Raw genomic sequence first — 25,172 nt, 5'->3', positions numbered from 1 at the left:
ATGAATTTAAAAGCCACTTCGCCACTCGCTGAGTGGCTTTCTTATTTAGAAAATAGCCATTTTAAAGCCATCGATCTTGGCTTAGAACGAATTAAATCTGTCGCAGAAAAACTGGATCTTTTACACCCTGCACCTTATGTGATCACCGTTGGGGGAACCAATGGCAAAGGAACAACCTGCCGTTTATTAGAAACTATTTTGCTTCGGCATGGTTTGCGTGTCGGCGTATATTCCTCTCCCCATTTATTACGTTATAACGAACGTGTACGTATTCAAAATCAAGATTTACCGGGTGAAGCGCATACCGCTTCCTTTGCTTTTATTGAAGAAAATAAAACGGAATCATTGACCTATTTTGAATTCAGCACCCTTTCTGCTTTGCATTTGTTTAAACAACACCAGCTTGATGTCGTAATTTTAGAAGTGGGTTTAGGCGGACGTTTAGACGCAACCAATATTGTGGATAGCAATTTAGCGGTGATTACCAGCATTGATATTGATCATACGGATTTTTTAGGGAACACAAGGGAAGCAATCGCGTTTGAAAAAGCCGGTATTTTCCGTCAAAACTGTTCGGCTGTGATTGGAGAGCCAAATGTACCCAATACAATGTTGGAACAAGCCGCCCATTTAGACTGTCAGGTATCACGCCGTGAACTGGATTGGTCATTTCAAATCAATTCAAAGAGTTGGCAATGGCAAAGCCGAAAAGTGCGGTTAGAAAATTTACCGTTTTGTCAAATCCCATTAATGAATGCCGCCACCGCCTTAGCGGTGGTTGAACAGTTACCGTTTGATATTCAGGAAAGCACGCTTCGAGAGGCATTGCAAAGCGTTGAATTAGTCGGACGTTTTCAAACCATCAAGGAAAAGCAGTGTGAAAAACTGGCAAATTTATTTGATCAAAAAGTCGATAATTTACCAACGGTGATCGTTGATGTTGGGCATAATCCTCATGCAGCGGCATATTTGAGTGAAAAATTGACCGCACTTAAAACGCAAAAACAAGGTAAATTAATTGCCGTATGCGGAATGTTAAAAGATAAAGATGCTCAAGGCGTTTTTACTCATCTTGTTCCCGTTGTAGATGAATGGCATTGTGCGACTTTAGGGGGCTATCGAGGGCAAACAGGGGAAGAGTTGCAGTTAAAACTCACCGAGTTTTTCCCTGATGTCAAAGCAAAATCACAAAATTCAGTGATGAATGCTGTACAGATTGCGTTAAAAAGTGCGGTTAAAAATGACATTATTTTAGTGTTTGGATCATTTCATACGGTAGCAGAATTTTGGCAGGAAGTAGAATAATGGCAGGGGGATTATCACTTTTATCTTTACAAATTTTTACAATAAAAATTTGTGTTTAAAGTGAGTAATTTTGCTAGAACGCTTGCGCGTCTTTAAGGATTAATCGCTACCCAGTCTGAACTGCTCATTGAACCGGTTTGATTTGACCTACTGCTAGATCAGGTTTCGACTGAACGATGAGAAATGACCGAAGTATAATCAGCATCTTTTACCATTTTGATCGTTGTCAAAATTTCTGTTAATGAATCGATCTGATTGAATGTGATTAAGATTGAGTTAGCGATACCTTTCTCGTTCCCTTCTGTTTAGGAGCTTCGTATTGGTTACGAATAAATCATCGCTTACTAATTAAACCTTGTCGCCCAATACGTTAAAAAATTTCCCTACCTTAAGCGAAATCGACGGGGTAAAGAATCTGCAACCGAATAAAAGACTAAAACACCATAAAAACCGACCGCACTTTTTGTTTCGGTGAAAGTGCGGTCGGTTTTTGGGTTATTTTTCAGTAAATTTGATTACCATTGGTAACGATAAACTGCCTGAACGGTAAATGGCTGAGCTAAATGCTTACCGTTGGTTGTTTTGGCTTCGATACCAAAACGGTGATTGCCTGTTGCGGCGTTAATTCCCAATGCGGTTTCTAATCGTCCTTTGGCATTTTCGATTTCAAATTTGTGCTGATTGACGTGAACATAACCGGCGCTGTTTTTGCCTGTTACGCCATTTATTTCGGCATAAGGTTGAATCGTCCAATTGTTTACAGTCATGGCTTTTCCTATGCGCAACCCGATACGCCCGTAAAGTGCGGTCAGATTTTCCACATTATTTTTGCCGGAAATTTTTGTCCACGCGGCTTGTAATTGCGGGGTAATCGTCCAGTCTGCCAAGCGGTAAATCCGCCCGATTTCGGTAGAAAGGGTATTGGCATGGTATTGCTGTTTGCCTGTGCTTACCGATTCGGTTTTTAAACGTTCATATTTGTAGAGATTATCCCAGTAAAAGCCGTTGTTTAACATTAATGTGCCATACAGACCGAATTGTTGGGAATGGATTTTGCCCGAACTGTATTCGCCATTAAAGTCAATATTAGAACGTGCAGAGCCGATAAATCCACCAAGGCGGAAGTTTTCGCTCAATGCCGTATCCGCTCCAATTTGCAGACTGTGGTAATCCTGTTTAAAGCCTGAGGAACGACTGGTATCCGAGACGTTTAATTCGCCTAATTTATTCCGTGTGTTTATATGTCGCACCCAAACATTGCCTGCTTTACCGTCTTTTAATTCGCCTAAACGTTGGTGAATGCCGGTTAAACTTTGTTCCACGTGTAATAACTGCGCTTGGCGGAGTGAAACAAAGGCGTTAGTACGCTCGCTGAGCATTCGCTGTGTCGGTGTTGTAACAGACGGATTAGGCGGTGTTGTTACCGTTTCCGTTGGGGTATTGGGTGTATTCGGTTCGATCGGTTTCGCCGTTTCCGTTGGGGTATTGGGTGTATTCGGTTCGATCGGTTTCGCTGTTTCCGTCGGGGTATTCAGCGTATTCGGTTCGATTGGTTTTACCGTTTCCGTTGGGATATTCGGTGTATTCGGTTCGATCGGTTGAACAGGGGGAACGGGTTGGGTTGGCGTGGTGATACTTGGTTCCCCTTGTTTATTTGATAATACCCAATTTGTTCCCTCTTTTAATAAACGGTAACGATATGCGCCGGCATCTACATAATCACGATCTTGTAGTTTAAATTGTGCGTTACCGGTTTGCGTTTCAACTAAGGTTAGCCGCCCGTCCGGTGTGTTTGGTTCATTGCCGCTATCGGCAATTTTTAAGCCAAAGTTCCCGCTGTCGGAGCCTTTAACAATAATTTTATCGCCTTGTTGGTCGGCAATATTGGTGTTAAGGGAAAACGAACCTGTGCCGGAGAGGTTGCCGAGAATAGTGAAGGTTTGGAATCCATCTGCTTTAGTCAGATTCACCTCCCCTTGGCTAAGGGTTAAATCGGTTATTGTTACCGGTTTTGTAACCTTCCAAGTGGAATCGGCTAATTCAAATCGGCTAATCAGTTGATCGGAAGAGGTAAAATTTCCGCCTGATAATGTTGAATTATTGGTTAGTTTGAAAATAAAGTGGCTCGTGCTATTGGTAAAACCCCATCTTTCGTCGTCATCAATATATCGCGAAGACTCTCTCAATTTAATCAGATCTTTTTCTACTGTGAGACTGCTGTTATTCAATAATAAATTAAGAGTGGGATGGAAATCACTAAGACCAAAGTATATTTCTGACCCAAGAAAACCATAACTGTCTGAAGAAAGCGTTGAATCGGTTAACGAAATTGTACTTGAGCTTGTTCTTGACTGCTCGTTAAGGAAAAGATAACTATTTTTTCCTTTCACACTGGCAGTAACATTGTTCCCGATAACGGAACTACCCTCAGTAGAAAATAAAATAGAATTTTCCCCTAGTGCGGATAGCGTTACATTTCCGAGCGTGGCATCTACCTCAGCTATTGCTAATGCATGTACATTTGCACGCAAAGGAGAATAATAATGTACACTGTCATCTCCATTCCCGTGTGTCGTTAAACGGCTATCCTGCATATCAAGTTTTGAAGATGAAATAGTAATACCGGCAAGTAGTCCGTTTCCCTTACTAATTAACTCGCTATCTTTAATATTTATAGTTGATGAATCATAACTAATTGCTAGGGTCTCATTATCACCACTTGATATAAGCGTGCTATTTAACATGGTGAATTGACTTTCGGCTACCGTGAGCAAAGTATACCCTTCTGTAGTTATTTTGCTGTCTTGCATTAATACATCATTACTATCAATAATGATTATGTTATTAACAAATCCCGCTGTTAATTTGCAATTTAAAATTTGATCATGCGAAACTCTGCTAATTGTAATGGTGCCAGAACCATCTTCTGATTGTGATAAATTTGGATGAGAACAACTTGCAGAAAAAGCACTATTAGCACCAAACATTGCACCACTTAACACAAGTGCGGTATAAATTTTAGAATGTTTTTTCATTTATATTGGTATCCTTAGGTAAATATTTATTAACCCTGCGATGAAATTCGCTTTATTTGCTAATTCATTGCGATTAATAAACATCACTATTTGGTAAGCTTGTAAGCCTGATTAATTCGGTAATAGAAAACCAATTATCCATAAGTATTCCTTAGGAAATTGGTAACGGGACGACACGACACGACACGACCTACCTCTTGAGGAGAAATACCAAGAAAATCAGCAATCATTTTTCATCTTTTTGGTATTTTCGCGTTAAGGTATTCGCTAATGTTCTAGAATGTAACCCTGAATCAATGGAGAATTGGGTTAGCGTGCAGCCTTTCTCTCATATCGCAGCGATAATGTAGGCGCGGTGCATTCCCTTTTTACTCCTTTCATTATGTGTTATCCTTGCCACTTGCATTTAGTTTTAAAAGTTAATCTTGTGAGTAACTGAAAAGAACTATACTATTATTTTTTAACGAACTCAATAGTTCTTTTCAAAAAATTTTAACTATTTTTTATTTCTCTACAATATCAAATACTTAAGATCTCATTTCCTGTAAGGAATAGGAGTTCGTTATAAGGTTTTTTATGAAGAACTTAGATGAATGGCTCTCTATTACGGAATTGTTAGAGAGAAAATTTGAAGATCTTCCTAAATCGGACAAAGGAATAAGTAAAAAAGCGGAAAGAGAAGGCTGGGAAAAGCGCCAACGGACAGGTGTAAAAGGGAAAACGTATGAATACTATGTCGGCGATATGCCTGAAAGCGTGCAAAAGGCGTTGGGGTTTGCGCTTAGTCGCCCAAATAGCATAGAGGAGCCTGCTGGCGAATATAAAACCAATAAAAACACCATTGATAAAATAATGGAAGCCGTCAATTCACTTGAAAAGAAGGTTAAGGAGCTGGAAGAACCGAGGGATAACTTGCCTGACACGCTGGATAACGCAGAAAAGCGGCTTATACGTTGGTTTAGGCTATGTAATAAGGATAGGCAGGCAATGTTGCTTTCATCTGCCGAAGTATTTGCGGAGATGACTTTAAATGAACAAAAAGAGCGTTTAGCGCCGTTGACGGATCATAAATAGCCTAATGTTTTAGGGCAAACCACACTGAGGGCGTTGACTTGTTTAAAAAATGCCCTTGTCTGAAAATAACAGGAAATCGCACCTGCCATGATAAGAGCGGGTGTTTTATTTTTTGAACGGGATCAGATTGTTCACCGTTTGAATATATTTAACGCGTGGTGTTTGTTTCTCACTTTTAGCGGTTAAATTGCTACTTAGGGGAAATTTTTCCCATTTCACTATTTCTGTTACAGCGGTCGCGAATGAACTTAATTTACTATAAAGAGAAGTTAATCAACGAGGGAAAGGTGAGGTGAGTATTCTCTTTTAGAGTGGGTAATTAAGCCACGCCTAGCCGTGTAAATTGGTTTATTCTTGTTTTGCGCTTAGTACTTCAATGTAATGCACTAATTCGCTTTTCTCATAATTTGCAATGAGATTTAACAATTCGCCTGCTTTGCCTGTTCGGTGATAGTCATCAAAACAAGCATAATATTCTGCACGGTCTTTAAATTTAATATCCACCGGCAAATAACTGCACTTCATTAACTCAAAATTGAGGAGTAATCGCCCCGTTCTGCCGTTGCCGTCTATAAACGGGTGAATGCTTTCAAAAACTAAATGGAACCATGCAATCGCTTCTAGCGGGTGCTGGTGGCTTAATCTGTTTTGATATTCATTAATTAATTTAGCCATTTCTTCCGCAATAAAGTGCGGTACGGTAGGTTCATTTTCTGCACCCAATATTTTCACCGGAATTTGCCTATATTTCCCCTTGTGTTCGGCGTTACCCATTAAAACAAGGGAATGAATCGCTTTAATATCCCGTTCGGTTAAAGGTACTTTTTCGTCCACCAACGAAAAAAGAAAACTTAATGCGTCTTTGTAACCGATAATGTCTAAATGCTCTCTAATCGGTTTCTCTGCAATCGTCACGCCATCATTTAAAATGAGTGCCGTTTCTCTAAGGGTGATAGTGTTCCCTTCAATTGCATTAGAATTGTAGGTACTTTCAATTAAAAACTCTGTACGCAAACGGTTCAATTCATCAGGGCTTAAAGGTGGGAATGTTGCCCGCTTTTGGTTGAGTTCGTCTATTTCTTGTAAAAGTATCGCATTTTTTGTCATTGGATAGTATAACACTCGAAAGGAACTGATAGGCATAGTATAACCTGTTATTATATCCAGTCAAAAGAAAAAGTGCGGCTAAATTTGACCGCACTTTATTTCAGATTTAAACAACCATTTGCAAGTGATGTTTAGGTAATGCACCTTGAGAACATTCCTCGATAAAATCTCCCCATACCTGTAGCAGCTTGAATCGCTGTTCTAATCGTTCGCCACGATCATAAGCCGCTTTTATCCGGTCTGATTTCATATGTGATAACGCCACTTCGATTAATTCGCTGTCATAACCTTGCTCATTAAGGTAAGTGCTGGCAATGCTGCGTAAACCGTGCGCCACCAACTTGCCGGCATAGCCCATTCTCTTAATTGCCGCATTTGCGGTTTGTGTGTTTACGTGGGTTTGGGGATTTTTCACACTGGGGAATAGATAGGTTTTGCCACCGCTCAATTTCTTGATTTCTCGCAGTAAGGCGAGGGTTTGGCGTGACAGGGTTATTTTATGAATGCGTCCCTTATCGCTTTCTTTAATGCCTTTTTGAATGTAAATCGTCCATAGTCTTGTGGTTTCGTCAATGTCCTCATAGCGTGCCGTTGCCGCCTCATTTGGGCGTGTCATCGTGAAAAGTTGCCATAAGATTAAATAACGGGTCTGTAAGTGAATTTGAGCGTGATTTAAGGTGTAAATAAACTCGCTCAAATCTTCCGGCTTGATGGTTTTGAAATGTTCGACTGTGGGACTATCAAATTCTTTTGAGATATTGGCGGTAGGGTTCACCGATATAATGTCACGGTGTAGGGCGTAGGTCATTATCTCATTGTGCTTTTGAATGGTACGCTTGAGTTTCTCTAACTTGCCCTCGTCTTGATATTGCTTAAAGGCTTTCAGTGCTAAAGGTGCGGTAATTTGAGAAATAGGCAACGGCCCAAAGTGGGGGAGTAGATTCCGTTTGATTAGGCTCTCTACGTCTTTTTGATAATCAAGCGAAAAGTTCTTTTTGGTTTTTCGATACTCGAACCACGCCCAAGCGATAGATTCATAGGTATTGGCGTTTTTCTCAATAAGTGCCTGCTGTTGCTGTTCTCGGTGGGTTTTAGGATCGATGCCTTGAGCCAATAACGCCCGATATTCTTCACGGATTGCCCGCACTTCGGCTAATTGAAGTTCAGGAAATGAACCTAAGCTAATTTCGGTGCGTTTCTTAGTGATAGGCTTGTAGTAATTAAATCGCCACCGTTTCGCACCGGTGGATTTAATCAATAAATAAAGCCCTTTCCCGTCTGATAGCAAATAGTCTTTATCTTTCGACTTTGCTTTTTCTATTTGAGTGTTTGAAAGTGGTTTAGTAGTACGTGCCATAGTAGTACGATAACCGGCTTTTTAGTAGTACGCCTCAAAACAAGCTCAAGCCCTTTATTAATTGGGTTCTTGCTCGCCTTTGGTCGTAAATAGTCATTTCTTAGTTAACTTCTTAGTAGTACGATAAAACTAAGATAAAGCCAGTATTTACAAGGCTTACGGCGTTTTTAGTAGTACGCTTTTTCGCCTTAGTAGTAAGATCCTACTAAACGTACTACTAAAACTCAAGGATTTAATCGTATCTCATTGGCTCGCATTGGACAATAAAAAAAGCCTTGAAGTCAGTATTTTCAAGGCTTTGTCGGTTCTTATCGGATTGGTTTGGATTTCAATTTGGTGGAGCTGGCGGGAGTTGAACCCGCGTCCGAAATTACTCTACCTTCAGTACTACACGTTTAGTCAATCTTTGATTTTACTTAAGTATGCGGACAGACACGCTAAACTTAAGCCAGTTTGATTCAATTTAATGCTTCGATCCTCAAACGGCGGCTTCCACACGATCTCGTTTTGGTTTGACTCCGCGTTATCCCCGTCTTACGAGCGGAAGCTGGGGCGCGAAGGCTAAATGCAGGTTATTAAGCTGCTAAAGCGTATTGTTCGTCGTTTGCGACTATTTTTTTGCGGTTTATTTACGAGGCCTACCGCACCTCGACGTGCACCTTGGGCTTTGCTAATCCCGTCGAATCCAGAATCAGCCCCAAAAACTCGGTAAGTGTAGCAAAAAAAAGAACCTAATAAAAGAACCTATTTATTAATCCTTTGCGTTGGGTTAGAATTCGAGCACTTTCTATTAAAGGAAAAATAAAATGAAAAATTTAAAACCTTTTATTGCTGTTTCAATGGTATCACTATTTTTGGCTATGAATACATTGGCAGCGCCCACAAAAACAGCCTCGAAAATAACAGCCAAAAAAGAGAATGTTGCTGAGGTAGAGGCTATTTCACAAGCCGTTTCAATCAATGTTGAAGATCGTCAATTAGTGATTGATAACAATGGCCAAGCTTTGGTGATGTTTAAATATGTGGTAACAAATACCGGAAATAAGCCTATTTCTAATATTCAATGGATAAGTGCTTATGTGAGCAAACGTGAGATTGTTCATAGTCAAAATATGCAGCTTGAGCTGGAATCCACCTTAATGCCGGGCAAATCAGTCACCATTAATCTACAAATTCCGTTTGTCCAAATTGAGGAAAAATTTAGACCTATTTTTACCAATCCGCAATCTAGAATTGATGTCTATCCGATTGATCGTATTATTCGATTTAATGACAAAAAAGAGCTTCATGAACGTAAATAACCCTTTCTGATATAAACCTGCCAATGCGCAGGTTTATTTTTACTGTATGGTTGAACAGTGTTTTGCTTTTCGCTATACTAAAGCCTCATCTTTTTAACCGCACTTTTCTTTATGTCTTTAGCGCGCAAAATCATTCACATTGATATGGATTGTTTTTATGCTTCAGTGGAAATACGGGAAAATCCCTTATTACAGGGAAAACCTGTTGCGGTTGGTGGCGATTCGCGCCAACGAGGGGTATTGACAACCTGTAACTACGAAGCTCGAAAATTTGGTTTACATAGTGCGATGCCTACCGCACAGGCAGTGAAAAAATGTCCTCATCTTATTCTTGTGCCGGTTAATATGTCGTTATACAAACAGGTTTCTGCACAAATTCATCAAGTTTTTCATCGTTATACCGATATTATTGAGCCTCTTTCTTTAGATGAAGCCTATTTGGATGTAACGGATTGCGAAAAATGTTCGGGTTCCGCCACTTGGATTGCGCAAGAAATTCGCCAAGCGATTTTTGATGAACTCAAGCTGACGGCGTCGGCAGGCATTGCACCTCTTAAATTTCTTGCCAAAATTGCCTCTGATATGAATAAACCGAACGGACAATTTGTGATTAAACCGAACGAGGTAGCGGAATTTGTTAAAGCTTTGCCTCTAAAGAAAATTCCCGGTGTGGGAAAAATCACATCACAGCGTTTATTAGAAATGAAGCTTGAAACCTGTGCTGATGTTCAAAGATTAGAGCAAACCGTATTACTCAATCAATTTGGCAAAATAGGCAAACGAATTTGGGATTTTAGTCATGGCATTGATGAACGTGAAGTACAAGCCCATCGCGAACGTAAATCTATTGGCGTAGAGCGTACCCTTGTAGAAAATATCGAACGGTCGGAACAGGGGATTGCGCTGTTGGATAACTTGTATGCTGAACTTCTTCGCCGCCTTGAACGTGCCGCCCCGAATATCCCTTTGACGGCTTTTCGTAAAATTGGGGTGAAACTGAAATTTGAAGATTTTCAGGTTACCACATTAGAAAAAACCGGATTGCCGTTTTGCTTGGCAAGTTTTCAGCAATTACTCATACAAATTTGGCAGCGTAGCCAAGGCAAATCAGTTCGTTTGGTCGGATTGAATGTGGCATTACCGGAAGAAAATAAACAGGAGCAAATGAGTCTTTGGTGATATAATCCAAAGCTTTACAGCCTGAGTAATAGAGAATTATGGAACATCAGTTAGAAGATATTATCGCCATTTTTAATCAATGTTTTGAGCAAGAATATAATACCCGTCTTGTGAAAGGGGGAGAAGAACCAATTTACATTCCGGCAAATGAAAATGTCCCCTATAACGCCATTTATTTTGCACGAGGTTTCTATAGCAGTGCATTGCATGAAATTGCCCATTGGCTAGTTGCCGGCAAAGAACGCCGTAAACTGGAAGATTTCGGTTATTGGTATGAGCCGGACGGTCGCTCGGAAGCACGTCAGCGTGATTTTGAAAAAGTCGAAGTGAAACCGCAAGCACTGGAATGGATTTTGGCAACTGCCGCCGGTTTTCGCTATTTTGCCAGTGCCGATAATCTCAATGGTAATCCCGGTGATACCCAACCTTTTAAACAAGCCGTGTATGAACAGGTAAAAAGTTATGCGACAAAAGGTTTGCCGAAACGGGCGGAGACCTTACGAAAAGCCTTGGCGGATTTTTATGGCACGGAAGATCGTATTGATTTGAGCAAATTTGATGTGACGCGTATTTAAAAGTGCGGTCGGTTTTATCCATAATATTTATGGCTTCGCCGCTGTTGGCAAAGCCAACATTCAAAAAAATGTTGTTTTTTGTGACCGCACTTTGCATACTGTCAATTTTCCCTAAAATCAGCTAGAATATGTCGGTTTTATTTCTGGTTTAACTAAAGACAATTTATGAAAGATTCCATTATTGCAAAACTTGAAAGTTTAAAAGAACGTTATGAAGAGTTAGAGGCATTACTTGGTGATGCCTCAGTGATTAGTGATCAAGATAAATTTCGCGCCTATTCCAAAGAATATGCACAACTTGAAGATGTGGTGAAATGTTTTAACCGCTGGACACAACTGAACCAAAATATTGAAGAAGCGGAGATATTATTAGACGATCCGGAAATGAAAGAAATGGCGCAGATGGAAATTGAAGAATCCAAAGCGGAAATTGCAGAAGTGGAACAGCAACTTCAAATTCTTTTATTACCAAAAGATCCGAATGATGAATACAACTGCTATTTGGAAATTCGTGCCGGAACCGGTGGTGATGAAGCGGGGATTTTCGCAGGCGATTTATTCCGTATGTACAGCCGTTATGCGGAAAGTAAACGTTGGCGTGTAGAAATATTAAGTGCCAATGAAAGTGAACAGGGCGGATATAAGGAAATCATCGTAAAAGTTAGCGGTGATGCGGTGTATGGTCAGTTGAAATTTGAATCCGGCGGACACCGTGTGCAACGTGTGCCGAAAACCGAATCTCAAGGGCGTATTCATACCTCCGCTTGTACGGTAGCGGTAATGCCGGAACTACCTGAATCGGAAATGCCGGAAATTAATCCCGCCGATTTACGTATTGATACTTATCGTTCGTCCGGAGCCGGCGGTCAGCACGTTAATACGACAGATTCTGCGGTGCGTATTACCCACATTCCAACGGGGATTGTCGTTGAGTGTCAAGATGAACGTTCACAGCACAAAAATAAAGCCAAAGCGATGTCTGTATTGGCATCACGAATTGTGCAAGCCGAACAAGAACGCCAAGCGGCAGAACAAACGGATATGCGTCGTAACCTGTTGGGATCGGGCGATCGTTCGGATAAAATCCGTACTTACAACTATCCGCAAGGGCGCGTTACCGATCATCGTATCAATTTAACGATTTATCGTTTAGACGAAGTGATGAACGGAAAGATTGATGAGCTGATCCAACCGATCATTACAGAATATCAAGCGGATCAATTGGCGGCATTATCTGAAAATAACTAAAACAAAGGGTATCCGTTTCGGATACTCTTTTTTGCTTAGAGAGAAATAACATGTTAGTTGAAAACCCCAAAAATACCGAATTTCAATTTTTATCGACCACCCCCGCCAGCCGTTTTAAACGCTGGCTTGCCAGTATGATTAACGGCGCCATTTTATGGGTAATATTAACTATCGGATTTATATTTGGAGACTTTACCGGATTGCTTTCAGTTTTGCTGTATTTAGGTTTACAAATCTATTTTATGAAAACTTATGGGCAAACCATTGCAAAACGTTGGCTGGGGCTACGTGTGTTTGATTATACCACCCAACAGCCGATAGCGTTTGGCAAATATATTGGTCGTGAGCTGATTGATCAATTGCTTGCATGGACAAGTTTTTTGATCATTATCAGTGGGATTGTCGCGCTTATACGTGATGATCGTCGATCTTTAACCGATTTAGTCATTGGTTCTGTGGTATTTCAAGACGGAAAATAATGAATTATCGACAATGGCTGGCGCAAGCCTCAGAAGCTTTAGATCAAGCCAATCCTTATGAGAACGGCAAAAATGAGGCATTGATTTTATTACAACAGGCTACCGATAAATCCCGTACACAAATTTTGGCTTTTGATGAGACGGAAATAGATGAAAAAGTGCGGACAAATTTAACCGCACTTTTAGCACGTCGTTTAAAAGGTGAACCCATCGCCTATATTTTGGGTGAAAAAGAATTTTGGTCACTTTCTCTAAATGTGTCTGAAGATACCTTGATTCCTCGCCCCGATACGGAAATTTTAGTGGAATCCGCTTTACAGATTGCGAGGGAAAAACTGCAAGAAAATCCACCGCACTTTGGCATATTGGATCTCGGCACGGGGACAGGCGCGATTGCTTTAGCCTTGGCGGCAGAATTACTACCGATTTGTGAAAAACAACAGACCGAATTAAAAATTATTGGGGTGGATTTGATCCCGAATGCGGTGGAATTGGCAAAATCCAATGCGGAAAAAAATCGGCTTAATGTGGTTTTCTTACAAAGTAAATGGTTTGAAAAGGTAGAAGGGAAGTTTGATTTGATTGTGAGTAATCCTCCCTACATTGATGAAAAGGATGAACATTTAAAACAAGGCGATGTGCGTTTTGAGCCTCTGTCCGCTTTAATTGCTTGCGAGCAAGGCTATGGGGATTTGCTCCATATTATTGAATATGCACCGACTTATTTAAAAGATAACGGTGCGCTGTTGGTGGAACACGGTTGGCAACAAGGTGAAAAAGTGCGGTCTATTTTTGCGGAAAATTATTGGCAAGCGATTGCAACCGTGCGTGATTATGGCGACAATGAACGCGTAACATACGGTTTTTGGAAGAGATGATGAAATATAGTAGACGTGCATTGTTCGATCAATTTGTCAGTTTTTATCATATTATTTTTGATAATTACGGCGAATCAAAGGTCGCAATTCGGGGAAAAATGGGGGCTTTAGTACGCAAAGCACGCCGTGAAATTTCACCGGATTGGTCAGTAGAAGAGCGCATTCAGCGTTTGTTGCAGCTGGTTTATCGGGATTGGGGCTTTCATTGTGACCCGAATAATTATTTCCGTTCAAGAAATCTGTATTTGCCTTATATCTTAGAATATCGAGAAGGAATGCCGGTAAGCCTCGGTGCGATAATCTTGTATCTCGCGGAAGCGTTGGATTTACCGATATATCCCGTCAATTTTCCAACGCAGCTTATTTTACGTGTGGAACTTGATGACAAGGTGATATTTGTTGATCCTTGGAACGGTAGCTATATTTCTCAAGAAAAATTACAGCAACTTTATGAAGGCGCTTTTGGTTTCGGTGCGCAAATTCAGCCGGAAGAACTTGCGCGAGCGGATCTCCAACTGCTTTTTTCTCGCTTTGAACAGCTTGCCAAAAATGCGCTCATTCGCGAAGAGCATAATGACATGGCGTTTCTCTACATTGAATCGCTGGTTCATCGTTCTGACGATCCCTATAATATCCGCGACCGCGGTTTAGTGCTGGCACAAATGGGGGCATATCCTACCGCATTGAAAGATTTAAAATATTTTGTTGATAAATGCCCGCAAGATCCGACTTCAACGTTCATTCGTACACAACTTTCAGAACTTAAAAATGAGCTTGAACAAGCTCCTCACGCGATTCATTAATAAGGAAAACTTATGCAAAATAAAATTATAAAAATCGGTCATATTGATGTTGCAAACGACAAGCCTTTTGTTCTTTTCGGTGGAATGAATGTACTTGAAAGTCGTGATATGGCGATGCAAGTGTGCGAAGCCTATGTTAAGGTTACCGAAAAACTCAAGGTACCTTATGTATTTAAAGCCTCTTTTGACAAAGCCAACCGTTCGTCTATTCATTCATACCGCGGGCCGGGTATGGAAGAAGGTTTAAAAATATTCCAAGAATTGAAAGCAACGTTCGGTGTAAAAATCATCACGGATGTACATGAAATTTACCAATGCCAGCCCGTGGCAGATGTGGTGGATGTGATTCAACTTCCGGCATTTTTAGCCCGTCAAACGGATTTAGTGGAAGCGATGGCTCGCACAGGGGCTGTGATTAATGTGAAAAAACCGCAATTTTTAAGTCCAGGTCAAATGGGTAATATTGTGGAAAAAATCGAAGAATGCGGCAATGATCAAGTGATTCTTTGTGATCGCGGTACTAACTTCGGTTATGATAATCTCATTGTGGATATGCTTGGTTTCAGTGTCATGAAAAAAGTTTCCAAAGGTAGCCCTGTGATTTTTGATGTCACGCATTCACTCCAATGTCGTGATCCGTTCGGTGCGGCATCCAGTGGTCGCCGTGAGCAAGTAACGGAACTTGCCCGTTCAGGTTTGGCGGTAGGGATTGCAGGTTTATTTTTAGAAGCCCACCCGAATCCGAATCAAGCCAAATGTGACGGTCCGTCAGCCTTACCGTTATCAGCGTTGGAAGGGTTTGTCTCACAAATGAAAACCATTGATGATTTAGTGAAATCTTTCCCTGAATTAGATACCTCAATTTAATGGCGAAGTGCGGTTAAAAACAGCAACATTTTTGACCGCACTTTTTTAAGTAAAAAAGGAGAACATTATGCAAATCGTATTTTTAGACAGTACCGCTATTCCAAAACACATTCCTATTCCCCGCCCGAATTTTGAGCATGAATGGATTGAATATCCTCACACTTCGGCTGAACAAACTATTGAACGGGCTAAAAATGCGGATATTGTGATTACCAGTAAAGTCATTTTTGATCGTAACACCTTAGCGCAATTGCCAAAACTTAAACTCATCGCGATTACCGCAACGGGAACCAATAATATTGACTTAATTGCGGCAAAAGAATTAGGCGTCGAAGTCAAAAACGTGACAGGGTATTCTAGTGTCACCGTACCCGAACATGTGATGGGACTGATTTTTTCTTTAAAACACAGTCTTGCCGGTTGGTTGCGCGATCAAACCTCGGCAAAATGGGGAGAAAGTCAGCAGTTTTGTTACTTTGATTATCCGATTACTGATGTTCGGGGTTCTACCCTTGGCGTTTTTGGAAAAGGTTGTCTGGGGACGGAAGTAGGGCGATTGGCGCAAGTTTTGGGAATGAATGTGCTTTACGCGGAGCATAAAGATGCGGCAACTTGCCGTGAAGGTTATACGCCTTTTGAGCAAGTCTTAAAGCAAGCGGACATTGTCACCTTGCATTGCCCATTAACCCAAACGACGGAAAACTTAATTAATGCGGAAACCCTGTCTCAAATGAAAAAAGGGGCGTTTTTAATCAATACGGGGCGAGGGCCTTTGGTGGATGAAAACGCTTTATTGGCTGCATTAACGAGTGGGCATTTAGGCGGTGCCGCCATCGATGTTATGATTAAAGAACCGCCGGAAAAAGACAATCCGCTGATTCTTGCGGCAAAAACGATGCCGAACTTAATTATTACCCCGCATATTGCTTGGGCAAGTGATAGTGCCGTTACGACACTCGTGAAAAAAGTAACGCAAAATATTGAAGATTTTGTTGCACAACTCAAACAAAAGTAATATGCGTTTTCCCGTTTCTCTTTATATCGCCCTACGTTATTGGCGTGCCAAAAGCGCCGATCGTTTTGGGCGATTAGTAACAAATCTTGCCAGTTTCGGCATCGTTTTAGGTGTGATGGCATTAATTATTGTCCTCTCAATCATGAATGGTTTGGAGGACTATCAAAAGCAACAGGTGCTTTCTTCCATTCCTCACGCCATTATCAGCCAAGAACAGCCGATTGCTACGGAAAAATCATTGCAAAACTTACCGCACTTTGTACAAAAAGCGGTGCCGATTAATACCACAAATGTGATTTATCAAACCTCTAAAGGTGTGAGCGCGGGACAAATCATTGGTGTGCGGTCGTTTTCTGATGATCCCTTATTAGAAACTTTAGAGCATGCAAGTTTTAGCGATACATTACCGACGGGTGAGTTTAAATTGGTGATTGGCGATCAGCTTGCAAAAAAACTTGATGTCAATGTGGGCGATAAAATCCGTTTAATGATTACGGAAAATAGCCAATATACGCCTTTTGGGCGAGTGCCAATGCAACGCCTTTTTACCGTGAGCAATATTTATTTCGATAGCAGTGAAGTATCGGGTTACACCGCATTTGCCAATTTATCGGATATCGGGCGATTAATGCGTATTCAGCCGGAACAGGCACAGGGTTATCGTTTATTCTTGAGCGATCCTTTCTTCATTACCGAATTGCCTGACTATTTTCCTCATTATCAAATCAGCGATTGGCGTGTGCAAAAAGGTGAATTTTTCCAAGCCGTGCGTATGGAAAAAAATATGATGGGGCTATTGATTAGCTTGATTATTGTCGTGGCGATTTCCAATATCGTGACTTCTTTGAGCCTGATGGTGGTGGATAAACAAGGGGAAATTGCAATTTTACAAACCCAAGGGCTAACAAAATCTCAGGTGCGTTCGGTGTTTATTTATCAAGGCTTGTTAGTGGGATTGGTTGGTACGTTGATTGGGAGTTTATTCGGCGTGCTGATGACATTAAATCTGGCAGAGATAATAAGTGCGGTCAATCCGAATGGGGTTTTTCTACCGATCTCAATCGAACCGATGCAAGTGGTGATTGTGATTCTGTTTTCTTTGTTGTTATCTTTATTATCAACAATTTATCCCGCTTATCGAGCAGCCAAAACAGAACCGGCGGAAGCCTTAAGATATGAATAGCCATCTTCATAAGATATAGATAAAGAATGAACGAACAACAACTTTTGGCTTTGGATCGTCAGCATATTTGGCATCCCTATTCTTCGATTTATTCCGATATGCCGTTGTATGCGGTAGAGCGTGCCGATGGCGTGAAAATTACACTCAAAAACGGGCAAACGTTAATTGACGGAATGTCCTCTTGGTGGGCGGCGTTACACGGTTATAATCACCCGCGTTTAAATCAGGCGGCACAAAATCAATTAGCCCGTATGAGCCATATTATGTTTGGTGGTTTTACCCATGCACCGGCAGTCGAGTTAGCGCAACTATTGGTGAAAATATTACCGGCGGGACTGGATAAAATTTTTTTCGCCGATAGTGGTTCGGTAGCCGTTGAAGTGGCAATGAAAATGGCTATTCAATATCAATATGCGAAAGGTGAGCCGCAACGACAAAAATTTGCCACAATCCGCTCCGGTTATCACGGCGATACTTGGAATGCGATGTCGGTTTGTGATCCGATAACCGGTATGCATCATCTATTTCGTCAAAGTTTACCGATTCAATATTTTTTGCCTCAGCCTTGTATCACATTTTATGAACACTGGGATGAGCGCACCATTGCCCCCCTTGCCAATTTATTACAAACACATCATAAAGAAATCGCCGCCTTAATTTTAGAGCCGATAGTGCAAGGGGCGGGCGGTATGTATTTTTATTCTCCGGAATACCTTGTTAAAGCCCAAGCGTTATGTCGTAAATACGGTGTTCTGTTAATTTTTGATGAAATTGCGACCGGTTTTGGGCGTACTGGTAAATTATTCGCCGCAGAGCACGCCGGCATTTCTCCCGATATTATGTGTATTGGCAAGGCATTGACGGGCGGTTATTTAACCTTATCGGCAACCATAACAACCGAAACAATTGCAGAAGTAATATGCAGTGGTGAAGCCAAATGCTTTATGCATGGCCCGACTTTTATGGCAAATCCTTTGGCTTGTGCTATTGCCGCCGAGTCCATTCGTTTATTGTTGGAAAGTCCATGGCAAGATCGGGTTCGACATATTGAAAAAGTATTACGTCAGCAGCTTTCGCCATTGGCAGAAAAACAGTATGTTAAAGATGTAAGGGTATTAGGCGCAATTGGCGTAGTAGAAATGCACAATGAAGTGAATATGAAAACGCTTGTTCCGCGTTTTGTGGAAAATGGTGTATGGATTCGCCCTTTCGGAAAATTGGTTTATGTGATGCCGCCTTTTATTATTCAAGATGAAGAATTAACTCAACTTACACAAAGTATGATTAATGCCTTAATGCAGGAATATGAGAAATAAGGAATAAAATGGAAGATTTCCAAAAGCAATTAGCCTATCTAAAAAGCATGAATCAATATCGTTCGATTCCTTACTTAACACATCATGGACGTTATATTGAACGAGACAATCAACGTATGCTGAATATGTCTTCTAATGATTATCTTGGATTGGCATCAAATGAAACGTTACAGCGTGCTTTTTTCCAGCAATATGACACGGATTTACCGGCTTTGACCAGCTCATCGTCCCGTTTATTGACCGGTAATTTTCCCATTTATAATGATCTTGAACAGCTTATTGCTCATCAGTTTCAGCGGGAAAGCTGTTTATTATTTAACAGTGGCTATCATGCTAATTTGGGTATTTTACCGGCATTAACGACCCCCAAAAGTTTAATCTTGGCAGATAAATTGGTACATGCCAGCATGATTGACGGTATTCGGTTAAGCCAATGCCAATTTTTTCGTTATCGCCATAATGATTATGATCATCTGCAACAACTTTTAGAAAAAAACGACGGTAAATTTGACCGCACTTTTATCGTTACCGAATCTGTTTTTAGTATGGATGGCGATGTGGCGGATTTAGCCAAACTGGTAAACTTGAAAAAGCAATTTCCTAATAGTTATCTTTATGTGGACGAAGCGCACGCCATAGGCGTTTATGGGGAAAAGGGCTTAGGGATTGCAGAACAAACCTGTACGATTAAGGAGATTGATTTACTGGTTGGGACTTTTGGCAAAGCATTGGCTTCAATGGGCGCTTATGTGGTCTGTGATAAACTGTTGAAAGAGATCTTAATTAACCAAATGCGTCCATTGATTTTTTCAACGGCGTTACCTCCGCTTAATGTGGCATGGACTTATTTTCTCTTTGAACGTCTGCCGCAATTTGCTCAAACAAGACAACACTTAAATGAATTAAGTGCTTTTTTGCGTCATGAAGTGGCACATCGCACAGGAAATATGCCAAGTTCGACCTGTATAGTGCCTTATATTTTAGGCGATAACGAAGCAACACTGGCGAAAGCACACCGGCTACAACAACAAGGCTATTATTGTTTGCCAATTCGCCCGCCAACCGTGCCAAAAGGAACATCCAGAATACGCTTATCGGTGACGGCAGATATGACAAAAGAAGAAATCACAGAATTTATTACCTATTTGTAGGCAAAAAATGAAAATAAAATTTGAAGATCGTCAGGCTGAGAACTTACTGGTCTATTTTGCCGGTTGGGGAACACCAATCTCCGCCGTTTCTCATTTAGCGATACCTGAAAATTACGATTTATTAATTTGCTACGATTATCGAGATCTTTTCTTGGATTTTGATTTTTCACGCTATCAAAAAATTCGTGTCTTCGCGTGGTCGATGGGCGTGTGGGTGGCCGAAAGAGTATTACAAGGGATTCCGCTCGAATCAGCAACGGCGATCAATGGAACCGGATTACCCTGTGATGATCAGGTTGGCATTCCTTTTGCTGTTTTTAAAGGTACGTTAGATAATCTAAATGAAACGACAAGAGCAAAATTTGAACGGAGGATTTGTGGTGATAAGGCTAATCTGGCGTTTTATCATTCGTTGCCTATGCGGGAATTTCAAGAAATTCAGCAAGAATTGACCGCACTTTTCCATGCGATTGAGCAAGATCGACGCACGGATTTAATTTTGTGGACAAACGCTATTATTGGGCTTAAGGATAAAATTTTTTCTCCTGAAAATCAGCAACGCTATTGGTTTACACGTTGTAAGATTAACGAGATAGAGGGGGAACATTATTTATTTTCCCGTTTAACGCATTGGGCGCAGCTATGGAATTAGAGGCGAAATTCATTGAAAAACAACGTATTCGGCAGCATTTCCATAAAGTCCTTGATTGTTATGATGACCATGCTCGGATACAGCAGAAAATCAATCGGCGGCTGCTTTCTTACATTATGGCGAGCTTACCGAGCTGTTCACTTGAAAATGTGTTAGAACTTGGTTGTGGCACGGGGCAATTAAGCAAACAGTTACAACAACATATTCACGCCAATTATTGGATGTTTAATGATCTTTGCGATGTTAAAGATCGGCTAAAGAAAAAGTTATCTCAACCCTTTGAATTTCATTGTGGTGATGCCGAGCAGTTTTCCTTTAAGCGAACCTATGATCTGATTGTGAGTGCTTCCGCCGTACAATGGTTTCACAATCAATCGTCATTTATTGAACATTGTAAAAAAGGATTAAGCCGAGACGGTTTGTTGGCGATAGCGACTTTCGGTCAGGAAAATTTGTATGAAATTCGTGCCTTAACAAATATCGGGTTGATTTACCCGAGTTTGTCTGATTGGAAAGCGTGGCTACAAGATGATTTTGAATTGCTGTATGCAGAAATAACAACAGAAGAGCTGTTTTTTCCAACGCCACTTGATGTGCTAAAACACCTTAAGCAAACCGGTGTGACTGCAACAAGGGAAGGTATTTGGACAAAACAAAAATTACACACATTTATTGAGCAATACCAACAGTATTTTTCTTTACCTAGCCAACAGGTGCGACTGACTTATCAACCGCTATGGATTGTTGCACGATATAAACGATAAAGAGGATATATGGGCAAGGTAATATTTATTTCCGGGATTGATACGGATGTGGGCAAAACAATTGCAACGGGGCTTTATGCCAGAGCACTTATGGCGCAGGGCTTTTCCGTCATTACGCAAAAAATGATTCAGACCGGATGTCGAGAGATAGCCGATGATTTATTGGTGCATCGTAAAATTCAGAAAATCGATCTCACAAACTATGATCTTGACGGGACGACTTGCCCTTATCTTTTTGAATATCCCTGTTCACCGCATTTAGCGGCGAAAAAACAAGGATGTGTTATTGATACAAAAAAGATCGAAAAATCAACCGCACTTTTGGCTGAAAAATACGATTATGTATTGCTTGAAGGTGCCGGTGGATTGATGGTTCCATACAATGACAGGGAAACTACGTTGGATTATATTCAAGCTCACGGCTATCCGTTGATACTGGTGACATCGGGCAAGCTCGGGAGTATTAATCATACATTGCTCAGTTTAGATGCGTGTAAAACACGAAATATTAATGTGTTGCGCGTGTTATATAATCGTTATCCGGAATATGATCCTATTATTTCTGAAGAAACACAGCGGTATTTAAAACATTATCTTGCGCGCTTTTTTCCTAACACACAATTTGAGATCTTTGAAAAAGTGTCGATTTGATCAGGGATGATATGGAAATATGATAGACTGGTGCACATTATCGTCACTTATCTAAATTTAATCTATCTTAATTGTAGTTCAAACTATGAGTAAAAAATGAATCAGTATTTATTAGAATGTAAAGATATTAACAAATTCTATCAAGAAGGTGATAACCAAACACAAGTGCTAAAAGGTGTTTCTTTTGCCATGAAACCTAATGAATTGGTTGCGATTGTGGGCAGTTCCGGTTCCGGAAAAAGTACACTTTTACACACGTTGGGGGGATTAGATCAGCCAAGTAGTGGGGAAGTCTTTATTAAAGGGCAATCACTGCAAAAAGCCTCTGAATCGGAATTGGCAAAGTTGCGTAATCAAAATCTAGGCTTTGTGTACCAATTTCATCACTTAATGGCGGATTTTTCAGCCCTTGAGAATGTGATGATGCCGATGTTGATTGGTCGGCAAAATAAAACGGAAGCGAAAGATCGGGCGGAAAAAATGCTCGGTGCGGTGGGGTTAAGCCATCGAATTTCTCATCGTCCCTCTGCGCTTTCCGGTGGAGAACGCCAACGTGTCGCGATAGCCCGTGCTTTAGTCAATAACCCGTCTTTAGTGCTTGCCGATGAGCCGACCGGAAATTTGGATCATAAAACGACAGAAAGTATTTTTGAGTTAATTCAAACCTTAAACCAAGAACAACAAATCGCTTTTTTGTTGGTTACTCATGATATGGCATTGGCGAAAAAATTATCCCGTTGCCTTACTATGCAAGATGGCGTGTTGAGGGAAGGAACACAATGAACAACCCTTTCTTTATCAGTTGGCGTTATCAGCTTGGCAAGCAAAAAAATCCCTTAGTATCGCTTATTTCAAAATTTTCATCTATTGGCATTGCCCTTGGTGTGGCCGTGTTAATTGTGGGATTGAGTGCGATGAACGGTTTTGAACGCGAGTTGAATCAGCGAATTCTCGCTGTTGTACCTCATGCCGAGATTGTGATTAATCCTTATGGTGATGAACAGACCATTAACCAATGGCAACATCTCGCCACCCGTTTAAAAACAAATGAAAAAATTACTGCACTTTCTCCTTTTGTCAGTTTTACCGCATTGGTTGAGAATGGGAGTAAACTCAAAGTAGTGCAGGTAAAAGGGGTTGATAAAAATGCAGAAGATAAAGTCAGCTCTTTGGGGAAATTTGTCGAAGGTGAGGGCTGGCAGAAATTTGGAAAAGAGGGCGGGTTAGTTCTCGGTTCAGGCATTGCCAAGGCGCTTGATGTACAAGTCGGTGATTGGGTTTCTTTGTTGGTTTCACAACAAAATAATGAGGAGCAATTATCTCAACCTCACCGTGAACGCGTGCAAATTAGCGGTATTTTACGTTTAGACGGACAATTGGATCACAGTTATGCGTTGTTGGCATTGCCACAGGCACAAGAATTGCTAGGTTATCAGGCAGATCAAATTACCGGTTTAGCGATTAAAGTTGATGATCCTTTTAAGGTTCAAGAGGTGGATTATTCAACATTACGGGATTACCCACAGTTGCTCTATGTGCAAAATTGGATTGTTAAATTCGGTTATATGTATCGCGATATTCAGCTTATTCGCACCGTAATGTATATTGCGATGGTATTAGTGATCGGTGTAGCGTGTTTCAATATAGTGTCCACCTTGATTATGGCGGTAAAAGATAAGCAAGGCGACATTGCGATTATGCGTACACTTGGTGCAAATAACGGTTTTATTAAACGTATTTTCGTCTGGTACGGCTTGCAAGCTGGGATGAAAGGGTGTTTAATAGGGATCGTTCTTGGCGTGATATTGGCGTTGAATTTAACCTCGCTTATTCAAAGCCTAGAATATTTACTCGGAAAGAAATTGCTGTCGGACGGCATTTATTTTATTGATTTTCTTCCTAGCGAGCTTCATTGGCAAGATGTTTTGTTAGTTTTAGTTGCTGCGTTAGTTTTAAGCCTCTTGGCAAGCCTTTATCCGGCAAGTCGGGCTGCCAAACTTCAACCGGCTCGGGTATTGAGCAGCCAGTAAACAGAACTGTTAATTTTTTTTGCTATGAACTAGTTTACTAGTACAAGAAATAAGTGTAGAGTATTTGCAATTTTTAAACACAACATTTTTACAATTATAAGAGAGTGATGTATGACAAAAGAAAAAATTGAAATCATCGTAGCAAATGATGATACACGTATCGAAAAAGTCGATCAGGTTTTACCTCCAATCGCCTTATTAGAAAAATTTCCGGCAAGTGAAGAAGCTGCCGCATTAGTTAAACAAACCCGTCAAGAGGCACATAATATTATTCATGGTAAAGATGATCGATTATTAGTGATTATCGGCCCGTGTTCCATTCATGATCCCAAAGCGGCACTTGAATATGCCAATCGCTTAAAACCTTTACGCGAAAAATATAAAGACAGCCTAGAAATTATTATGCGTGTTTACTTTGAGAAACCGCGTACCACAGTAGGTTGGAAAGGCCTGATTAACGATCCTTACTTAAATGATACTTATCGTTTGAACGACGGTTTACGAATTGCCCGTAAATTACTCTCTGATATTAATAATCTTGGTGTTCCGTCAGCCGGCGAATTTTTAGATATGATTACACCGCAATATGTTGCGGATTTTATGAGCTGGGGGGCAATCGGTGCACGAACAACCGAATCACAGGTTCACCGTGAGCTGGCCTCTGGTTTATCATGTGCCGTCGGTTTCAAAAATGCAACGAATGGCGGTGTGAAAGTGGCATTGGATGCAATTGGAGCAGCCGAAGCACCTCATAATTTCTTGTCTGTAACAAAATTTGGTCATTCTGCTATCGTTTCGACGAAAGGAAACGAAGATTGCCATATCATTCTACGTGGTGGCGATAAAGGCACAAATTACAGTGCGGAAGACGTGGCAAAAGTTTGCGCCGATATTGAAAAATCTGGTCGCATTCCGCATGTTATGGTGGATTTCAGTCATGCCAATAGTAGCAAGCAATTTAAAAAGCAAATGGAAGTTTGTGAGGACGTGAGCAAACAAATTGCCGGCGGTTCAAAACAGGTCTTTGGAGTGATGGTAGAAAGTCACTTAGTTGAAGGTCGCCAAGATTTAGTCAATGGTAAAGTTGCTACTTACGGGCAGAGCATTACGGATGCTTGTATCGGTTGGGAAGATACGGAAATCTTGCTCAAACAGTTATCCGATGCCGTGATTACCCGCCGCAAACTCAAGGCATAATTTTA

General features: G+C 40.9%; 24 protein-coding genes, 1 other RNA gene and 1 pseudogene. 20 read left to right on the top strand and 6 right to left on the bottom strand.

Annotated features, from left to right (window positions below):
- Entirely contained in the window at positions 1-1,305 is a 1,305-nt protein-coding gene (gene folC / locus PNEUHYL_RS00220; RefSeq protein WP_059365264.1) for a bifunctional tetrahydrofolate synthase/dihydrofolate synthase, read from the top strand.
- A gap of 161 nt (positions 1,306-1,466) precedes the next feature.
- Here the strand turns inward: folC and eno are convergent.
- The 3 genes and pseudogenes from eno to PNEUHYL_RS13935 all read right to left on the bottom strand — a co-directional run.
- Positions 1,467-1,674, bottom strand: a pseudogene (gene eno / locus PNEUHYL_RS00215) (phosphopyruvate hydratase); the annotation flags it as partial.
- 146 nt (positions 1,675-1,820) lie between these two features.
- The gene (locus PNEUHYL_RS00210) at positions 1,821-4,340 is read right to left on the bottom strand and encodes an autotransporter outer membrane beta-barrel domain-containing protein (protein WP_069029736.1); all 2,520 of its coding nucleotides are present in this window, start codon (positions 4,338-4,340) and stop codon (positions 1,821-1,823) included.
- A 226-nt stretch (positions 4,341-4,566) separates the two neighbouring features.
- On the bottom strand, positions 4,567-4,638 hold the full coding sequence (locus tag PNEUHYL_RS13935; RefSeq protein ID WP_110890483.1) for a hypothetical protein: 72 nt from the start codon (positions 4,636-4,638) through the stop codon (positions 4,567-4,569).
- 278 nt (positions 4,639-4,916) lie between these two features.
- Here PNEUHYL_RS13935 and PNEUHYL_RS00200 point away from each other — a divergent pair, with 278 nt between their 5' ends.
- Positions 4,917-5,414 (top strand): DNA-binding protein, encoded by a 498-nt coding sequence (locus PNEUHYL_RS00200; RefSeq protein WP_059365263.1) that lies wholly within the window; start codon positions 4,917-4,919, stop codon positions 5,412-5,414.
- 348 nt (positions 5,415-5,762) lie between these two features.
- Here the strand turns inward: PNEUHYL_RS00200 and PNEUHYL_RS00195 are convergent, their stop codons facing one another.
- The 3 genes from PNEUHYL_RS00195 to ssrA all read right to left on the bottom strand — a co-directional run bounded on the left by PNEUHYL_RS00195 (position 5,763) and on the right by ssrA (position 8,577).
- Positions 5,763-6,557 carry a Fic family protein gene (locus PNEUHYL_RS00195; protein ID WP_239690318.1) on the bottom strand — a complete coding sequence of 265 codons (795 nt, stop codon included), beginning with the start codon at positions 6,555-6,557 and terminating at the stop codon, positions 5,763-5,765.
- A 70-nt stretch (positions 6,558-6,627) separates the two neighbouring features.
- Complete coding sequence (locus PNEUHYL_RS00190) at positions 6,628-7,878, bottom strand: integrase arm-type DNA-binding domain-containing protein (protein WP_059365262.1); 1,251 nt, start codon at positions 7,876-7,878, stop codon at positions 6,628-6,630.
- Positions 7,879-8,212: 334 nt separating this feature from the next.
- Positions 8,213-8,577, bottom strand: a transfer-messenger RNA (tmRNA) gene (gene ssrA, locus PNEUHYL_RS00185).
- A 107-nt stretch (positions 8,578-8,684) separates the two neighbouring features.
- Between ssrA and PNEUHYL_RS00180 the strand changes: the two genes are divergently transcribed.
- The 18 genes from PNEUHYL_RS00180 to aroG all read left to right on the top strand — a co-directional run bounded on the left by PNEUHYL_RS00180 (position 8,685) and on the right by aroG (position 25,167).
- The gene (locus PNEUHYL_RS00180) at positions 8,685-9,179 is read left to right on the top strand and encodes a hypothetical protein (protein WP_059365261.1); all 495 of its coding nucleotides are present in this window, start codon (positions 8,685-8,687) and stop codon (positions 9,177-9,179) included.
- A gap of 111 nt (positions 9,180-9,290) precedes the next feature.
- Positions 9,291-10,358 (top strand): DNA polymerase IV, encoded by a 1,068-nt coding sequence (dinB, locus tag PNEUHYL_RS00175; RefSeq protein ID WP_059365260.1) that lies wholly within the window; start codon positions 9,291-9,293, stop codon positions 10,356-10,358.
- 38 nt (positions 10,359-10,396) lie between these two features.
- Entirely contained in the window at positions 10,397-10,933 is a 537-nt protein-coding gene (locus PNEUHYL_RS00170) for an elongation factor P hydroxylase (protein WP_059365259.1), read from the top strand.
- Positions 10,934-11,098: 165 nt separating this feature from the next.
- Positions 11,099-12,181, top strand: a complete 1,083-nt coding sequence (gene prfA, locus PNEUHYL_RS00165) for a peptide chain release factor 1 (protein WP_059365258.1) — start codon at positions 11,099-11,101, stop codon at positions 12,179-12,181.
- A 50-nt stretch (positions 12,182-12,231) separates the two neighbouring features.
- Positions 12,232-12,660, top strand: coding sequence for an RDD family protein (locus PNEUHYL_RS00160; protein ID WP_059365257.1), 429 nt, complete (start codon positions 12,232-12,234; stop codon positions 12,658-12,660).
- The gene (gene prmC, locus PNEUHYL_RS00155) at positions 12,660-13,538 is read left to right on the top strand and encodes a peptide chain release factor N(5)-glutamine methyltransferase (RefSeq protein ID WP_059365256.1); all 879 of its coding nucleotides are present in this window, start codon (positions 12,660-12,662) and stop codon (positions 13,536-13,538) included. Before PNEUHYL_RS00160 ends, prmC begins: the two co-directional genes overlap by 1 nt.
- The gene (locus PNEUHYL_RS00150; RefSeq protein ID WP_059365255.1) at positions 13,538-14,341 is read left to right on the top strand and encodes a SirB1 family protein; all 804 of its coding nucleotides are present in this window, start codon (positions 13,538-13,540) and stop codon (positions 14,339-14,341) included. Before prmC ends, PNEUHYL_RS00150 begins: the two co-directional genes overlap by 1 nt.
- Positions 14,342-14,353: 12 nt before the next feature.
- Positions 14,354-15,208, top strand: a complete 855-nt coding sequence (kdsA, locus tag PNEUHYL_RS00145; RefSeq protein ID WP_059365254.1) for a 3-deoxy-8-phosphooctulonate synthase — start codon at positions 14,354-14,356, stop codon at positions 15,206-15,208.
- Positions 15,209-15,275: 67 nt separating this feature from the next.
- Entirely contained in the window at positions 15,276-16,223 is a 948-nt protein-coding gene (locus tag PNEUHYL_RS00140) for a 2-hydroxyacid dehydrogenase (protein ID WP_059365253.1), read from the top strand.
- 1 nt (position 16,224) lies between these two features.
- On the top strand, positions 16,225-17,406 hold the full coding sequence (locus PNEUHYL_RS00135) for a lipoprotein-releasing ABC transporter permease subunit (RefSeq protein WP_059365252.1): 1,182 nt from the start codon (positions 16,225-16,227) through the stop codon (positions 17,404-17,406).
- A 26-nt stretch (positions 17,407-17,432) separates the two neighbouring features.
- Positions 17,433-18,722, top strand: a complete 1,290-nt coding sequence (gene bioA, locus PNEUHYL_RS00130; RefSeq protein ID WP_059365251.1) for an adenosylmethionine--8-amino-7-oxononanoate transaminase — start codon at positions 17,433-17,435, stop codon at positions 18,720-18,722.
- Positions 18,723-18,730: 8 nt separating this feature from the next.
- Positions 18,731-19,873, top strand: coding sequence for an 8-amino-7-oxononanoate synthase (bioF, locus tag PNEUHYL_RS00125; RefSeq protein ID WP_059365250.1), 1,143 nt, complete (start codon positions 18,731-18,733; stop codon positions 19,871-19,873).
- 7 nt (positions 19,874-19,880) lie between these two features.
- Positions 19,881-20,525, top strand: a complete 645-nt coding sequence (locus PNEUHYL_RS00120) for a pimeloyl-ACP methyl esterase BioG family protein (RefSeq protein WP_059365249.1) — start codon at positions 19,881-19,883, stop codon at positions 20,523-20,525.
- Entirely contained in the window at positions 20,516-21,289 is a 774-nt protein-coding gene (gene bioC, locus PNEUHYL_RS00115) for a malonyl-ACP O-methyltransferase BioC (protein WP_059365248.1), read from the top strand. Before PNEUHYL_RS00120 ends, bioC begins: the two co-directional genes overlap by 10 nt.
- Before the next feature lie 9 nt (positions 21,290-21,298).
- The gene (bioD, locus tag PNEUHYL_RS00110; protein ID WP_059365247.1) at positions 21,299-21,940 is read left to right on the top strand and encodes a dethiobiotin synthase; all 642 of its coding nucleotides are present in this window, start codon (positions 21,299-21,301) and stop codon (positions 21,938-21,940) included.
- Between the two features lie 96 nt (positions 21,941-22,036).
- A complete protein-coding gene (gene lolD / locus PNEUHYL_RS00105; protein ID WP_059365246.1) occupies positions 22,037-22,723 on the top strand; it encodes a lipoprotein-releasing ABC transporter ATP-binding protein LolD in 687 nt (228 codons plus the stop codon).
- Positions 22,720-23,970 carry a lipoprotein-releasing ABC transporter permease subunit LolE gene (gene lolE / locus PNEUHYL_RS00100; protein WP_059365245.1) on the top strand — a complete coding sequence of 417 codons (1,251 nt, stop codon included), beginning with the start codon at positions 22,720-22,722 and terminating at the stop codon, positions 23,968-23,970. Before lolD ends, lolE begins: the two co-directional genes overlap by 4 nt.
- A gap of 111 nt (positions 23,971-24,081) precedes the next feature.
- Entirely contained in the window at positions 24,082-25,167 is a 1,086-nt protein-coding gene (gene aroG, locus PNEUHYL_RS00095; protein WP_059365244.1) for a 3-deoxy-7-phosphoheptulonate synthase AroG, read from the top strand.
- The last annotated feature ends 5 nt before the right edge of the window (positions 25,168-25,172 follow it).

Source organism: Rodentibacter caecimuris (assembly GCF_001019715.1).
Lineage (GTDB): Bacteria > Pseudomonadota > Gammaproteobacteria > Enterobacterales > Pasteurellaceae > Rodentibacter > Rodentibacter caecimuris.
Note: the sequence above shows the minus strand (reverse complement) of the source record. Positions and strands in the feature narration are given on the sequence as shown.

Coding starts and splice junctions, on each gene's coding strand:
- PNEUHYL_RS00140 (WP_059365253.1), top strand. CDS start 15,276: ATGCAAATCGTATTTTTAGACAGTACCGCTATTCCAAAACACATTCCT.
- PNEUHYL_RS00190 (WP_059365262.1), bottom strand. CDS start 7,878: ATGGCACGTACTACTAAACCACTTTCAAACACTCAAATAGAAAAAGCA.
- dinB (WP_059365260.1), top strand. CDS start 9,291: ATGTCTTTAGCGCGCAAAATCATTCACATTGATATGGATTGTTTTTAT.
- bioC (WP_059365248.1), top strand. CDS start 20,516: ATGGAATTAGAGGCGAAATTCATTGAAAAACAACGTATTCGGCAGCAT.
- aroG (WP_059365244.1), top strand. CDS start 24,082: ATGACAAAAGAAAAAATTGAAATCATCGTAGCAAATGATGATACACGT.
- bioD (WP_059365247.1), top strand. CDS start 21,299: ATGGGCAAGGTAATATTTATTTCCGGGATTGATACGGATGTGGGCAAA.
- kdsA (WP_059365254.1), top strand. CDS start 14,354: ATGCAAAATAAAATTATAAAAATCGGTCATATTGATGTTGCAAACGAC.
- PNEUHYL_RS00135 (WP_059365252.1), top strand. CDS start 16,225: ATGCGTTTTCCCGTTTCTCTTTATATCGCCCTACGTTATTGGCGTGCC.
- bioA (WP_059365251.1), top strand. CDS start 17,433: ATGAACGAACAACAACTTTTGGCTTTGGATCGTCAGCATATTTGGCAT.
- PNEUHYL_RS00160 (WP_059365257.1), top strand. CDS start 12,232: ATGTTAGTTGAAAACCCCAAAAATACCGAATTTCAATTTTTATCGACC.
- PNEUHYL_RS00200 (WP_059365263.1), top strand. CDS start 4,917: ATGAAGAACTTAGATGAATGGCTCTCTATTACGGAATTGTTAGAGAGA.
- PNEUHYL_RS00120 (WP_059365249.1), top strand. CDS start 19,881: ATGAAAATAAAATTTGAAGATCGTCAGGCTGAGAACTTACTGGTCTAT.
- PNEUHYL_RS00195 (WP_239690318.1), bottom strand. CDS start 6,557: ATGCCTATCAGTTCCTTTCGAGTGTTATACTATCCAATGACAAAAAAT.
- prfA (WP_059365258.1), top strand. CDS start 11,099: ATGAAAGATTCCATTATTGCAAAACTTGAAAGTTTAAAAGAACGTTAT.
- lolE (WP_059365245.1), top strand. CDS start 22,720: ATGAACAACCCTTTCTTTATCAGTTGGCGTTATCAGCTTGGCAAGCAA.
- PNEUHYL_RS00210 (WP_069029736.1), bottom strand. CDS start 4,340: ATGAAAAAACATTCTAAAATTTATACCGCACTTGTGTTAAGTGGTGCA.
- PNEUHYL_RS00150 (WP_059365255.1), top strand. CDS start 13,538: ATGAAATATAGTAGACGTGCATTGTTCGATCAATTTGTCAGTTTTTAT.
- folC (WP_059365264.1), top strand. CDS start 1: ATGAATTTAAAAGCCACTTCGCCACTCGCTGAGTGGCTTTCTTATTTA.
- bioF (WP_059365250.1), top strand. CDS start 18,731: ATGGAAGATTTCCAAAAGCAATTAGCCTATCTAAAAAGCATGAATCAA.
- prmC (WP_059365256.1), top strand. CDS start 12,660: ATGAATTATCGACAATGGCTGGCGCAAGCCTCAGAAGCTTTAGATCAA.
- PNEUHYL_RS00170 (WP_059365259.1), top strand. CDS start 10,397: ATGGAACATCAGTTAGAAGATATTATCGCCATTTTTAATCAATGTTTT.
- PNEUHYL_RS00180 (WP_059365261.1), top strand. CDS start 8,685: ATGAAAAATTTAAAACCTTTTATTGCTGTTTCAATGGTATCACTATTT.
- lolD (WP_059365246.1), top strand. CDS start 22,037: ATGAATCAGTATTTATTAGAATGTAAAGATATTAACAAATTCTATCAA.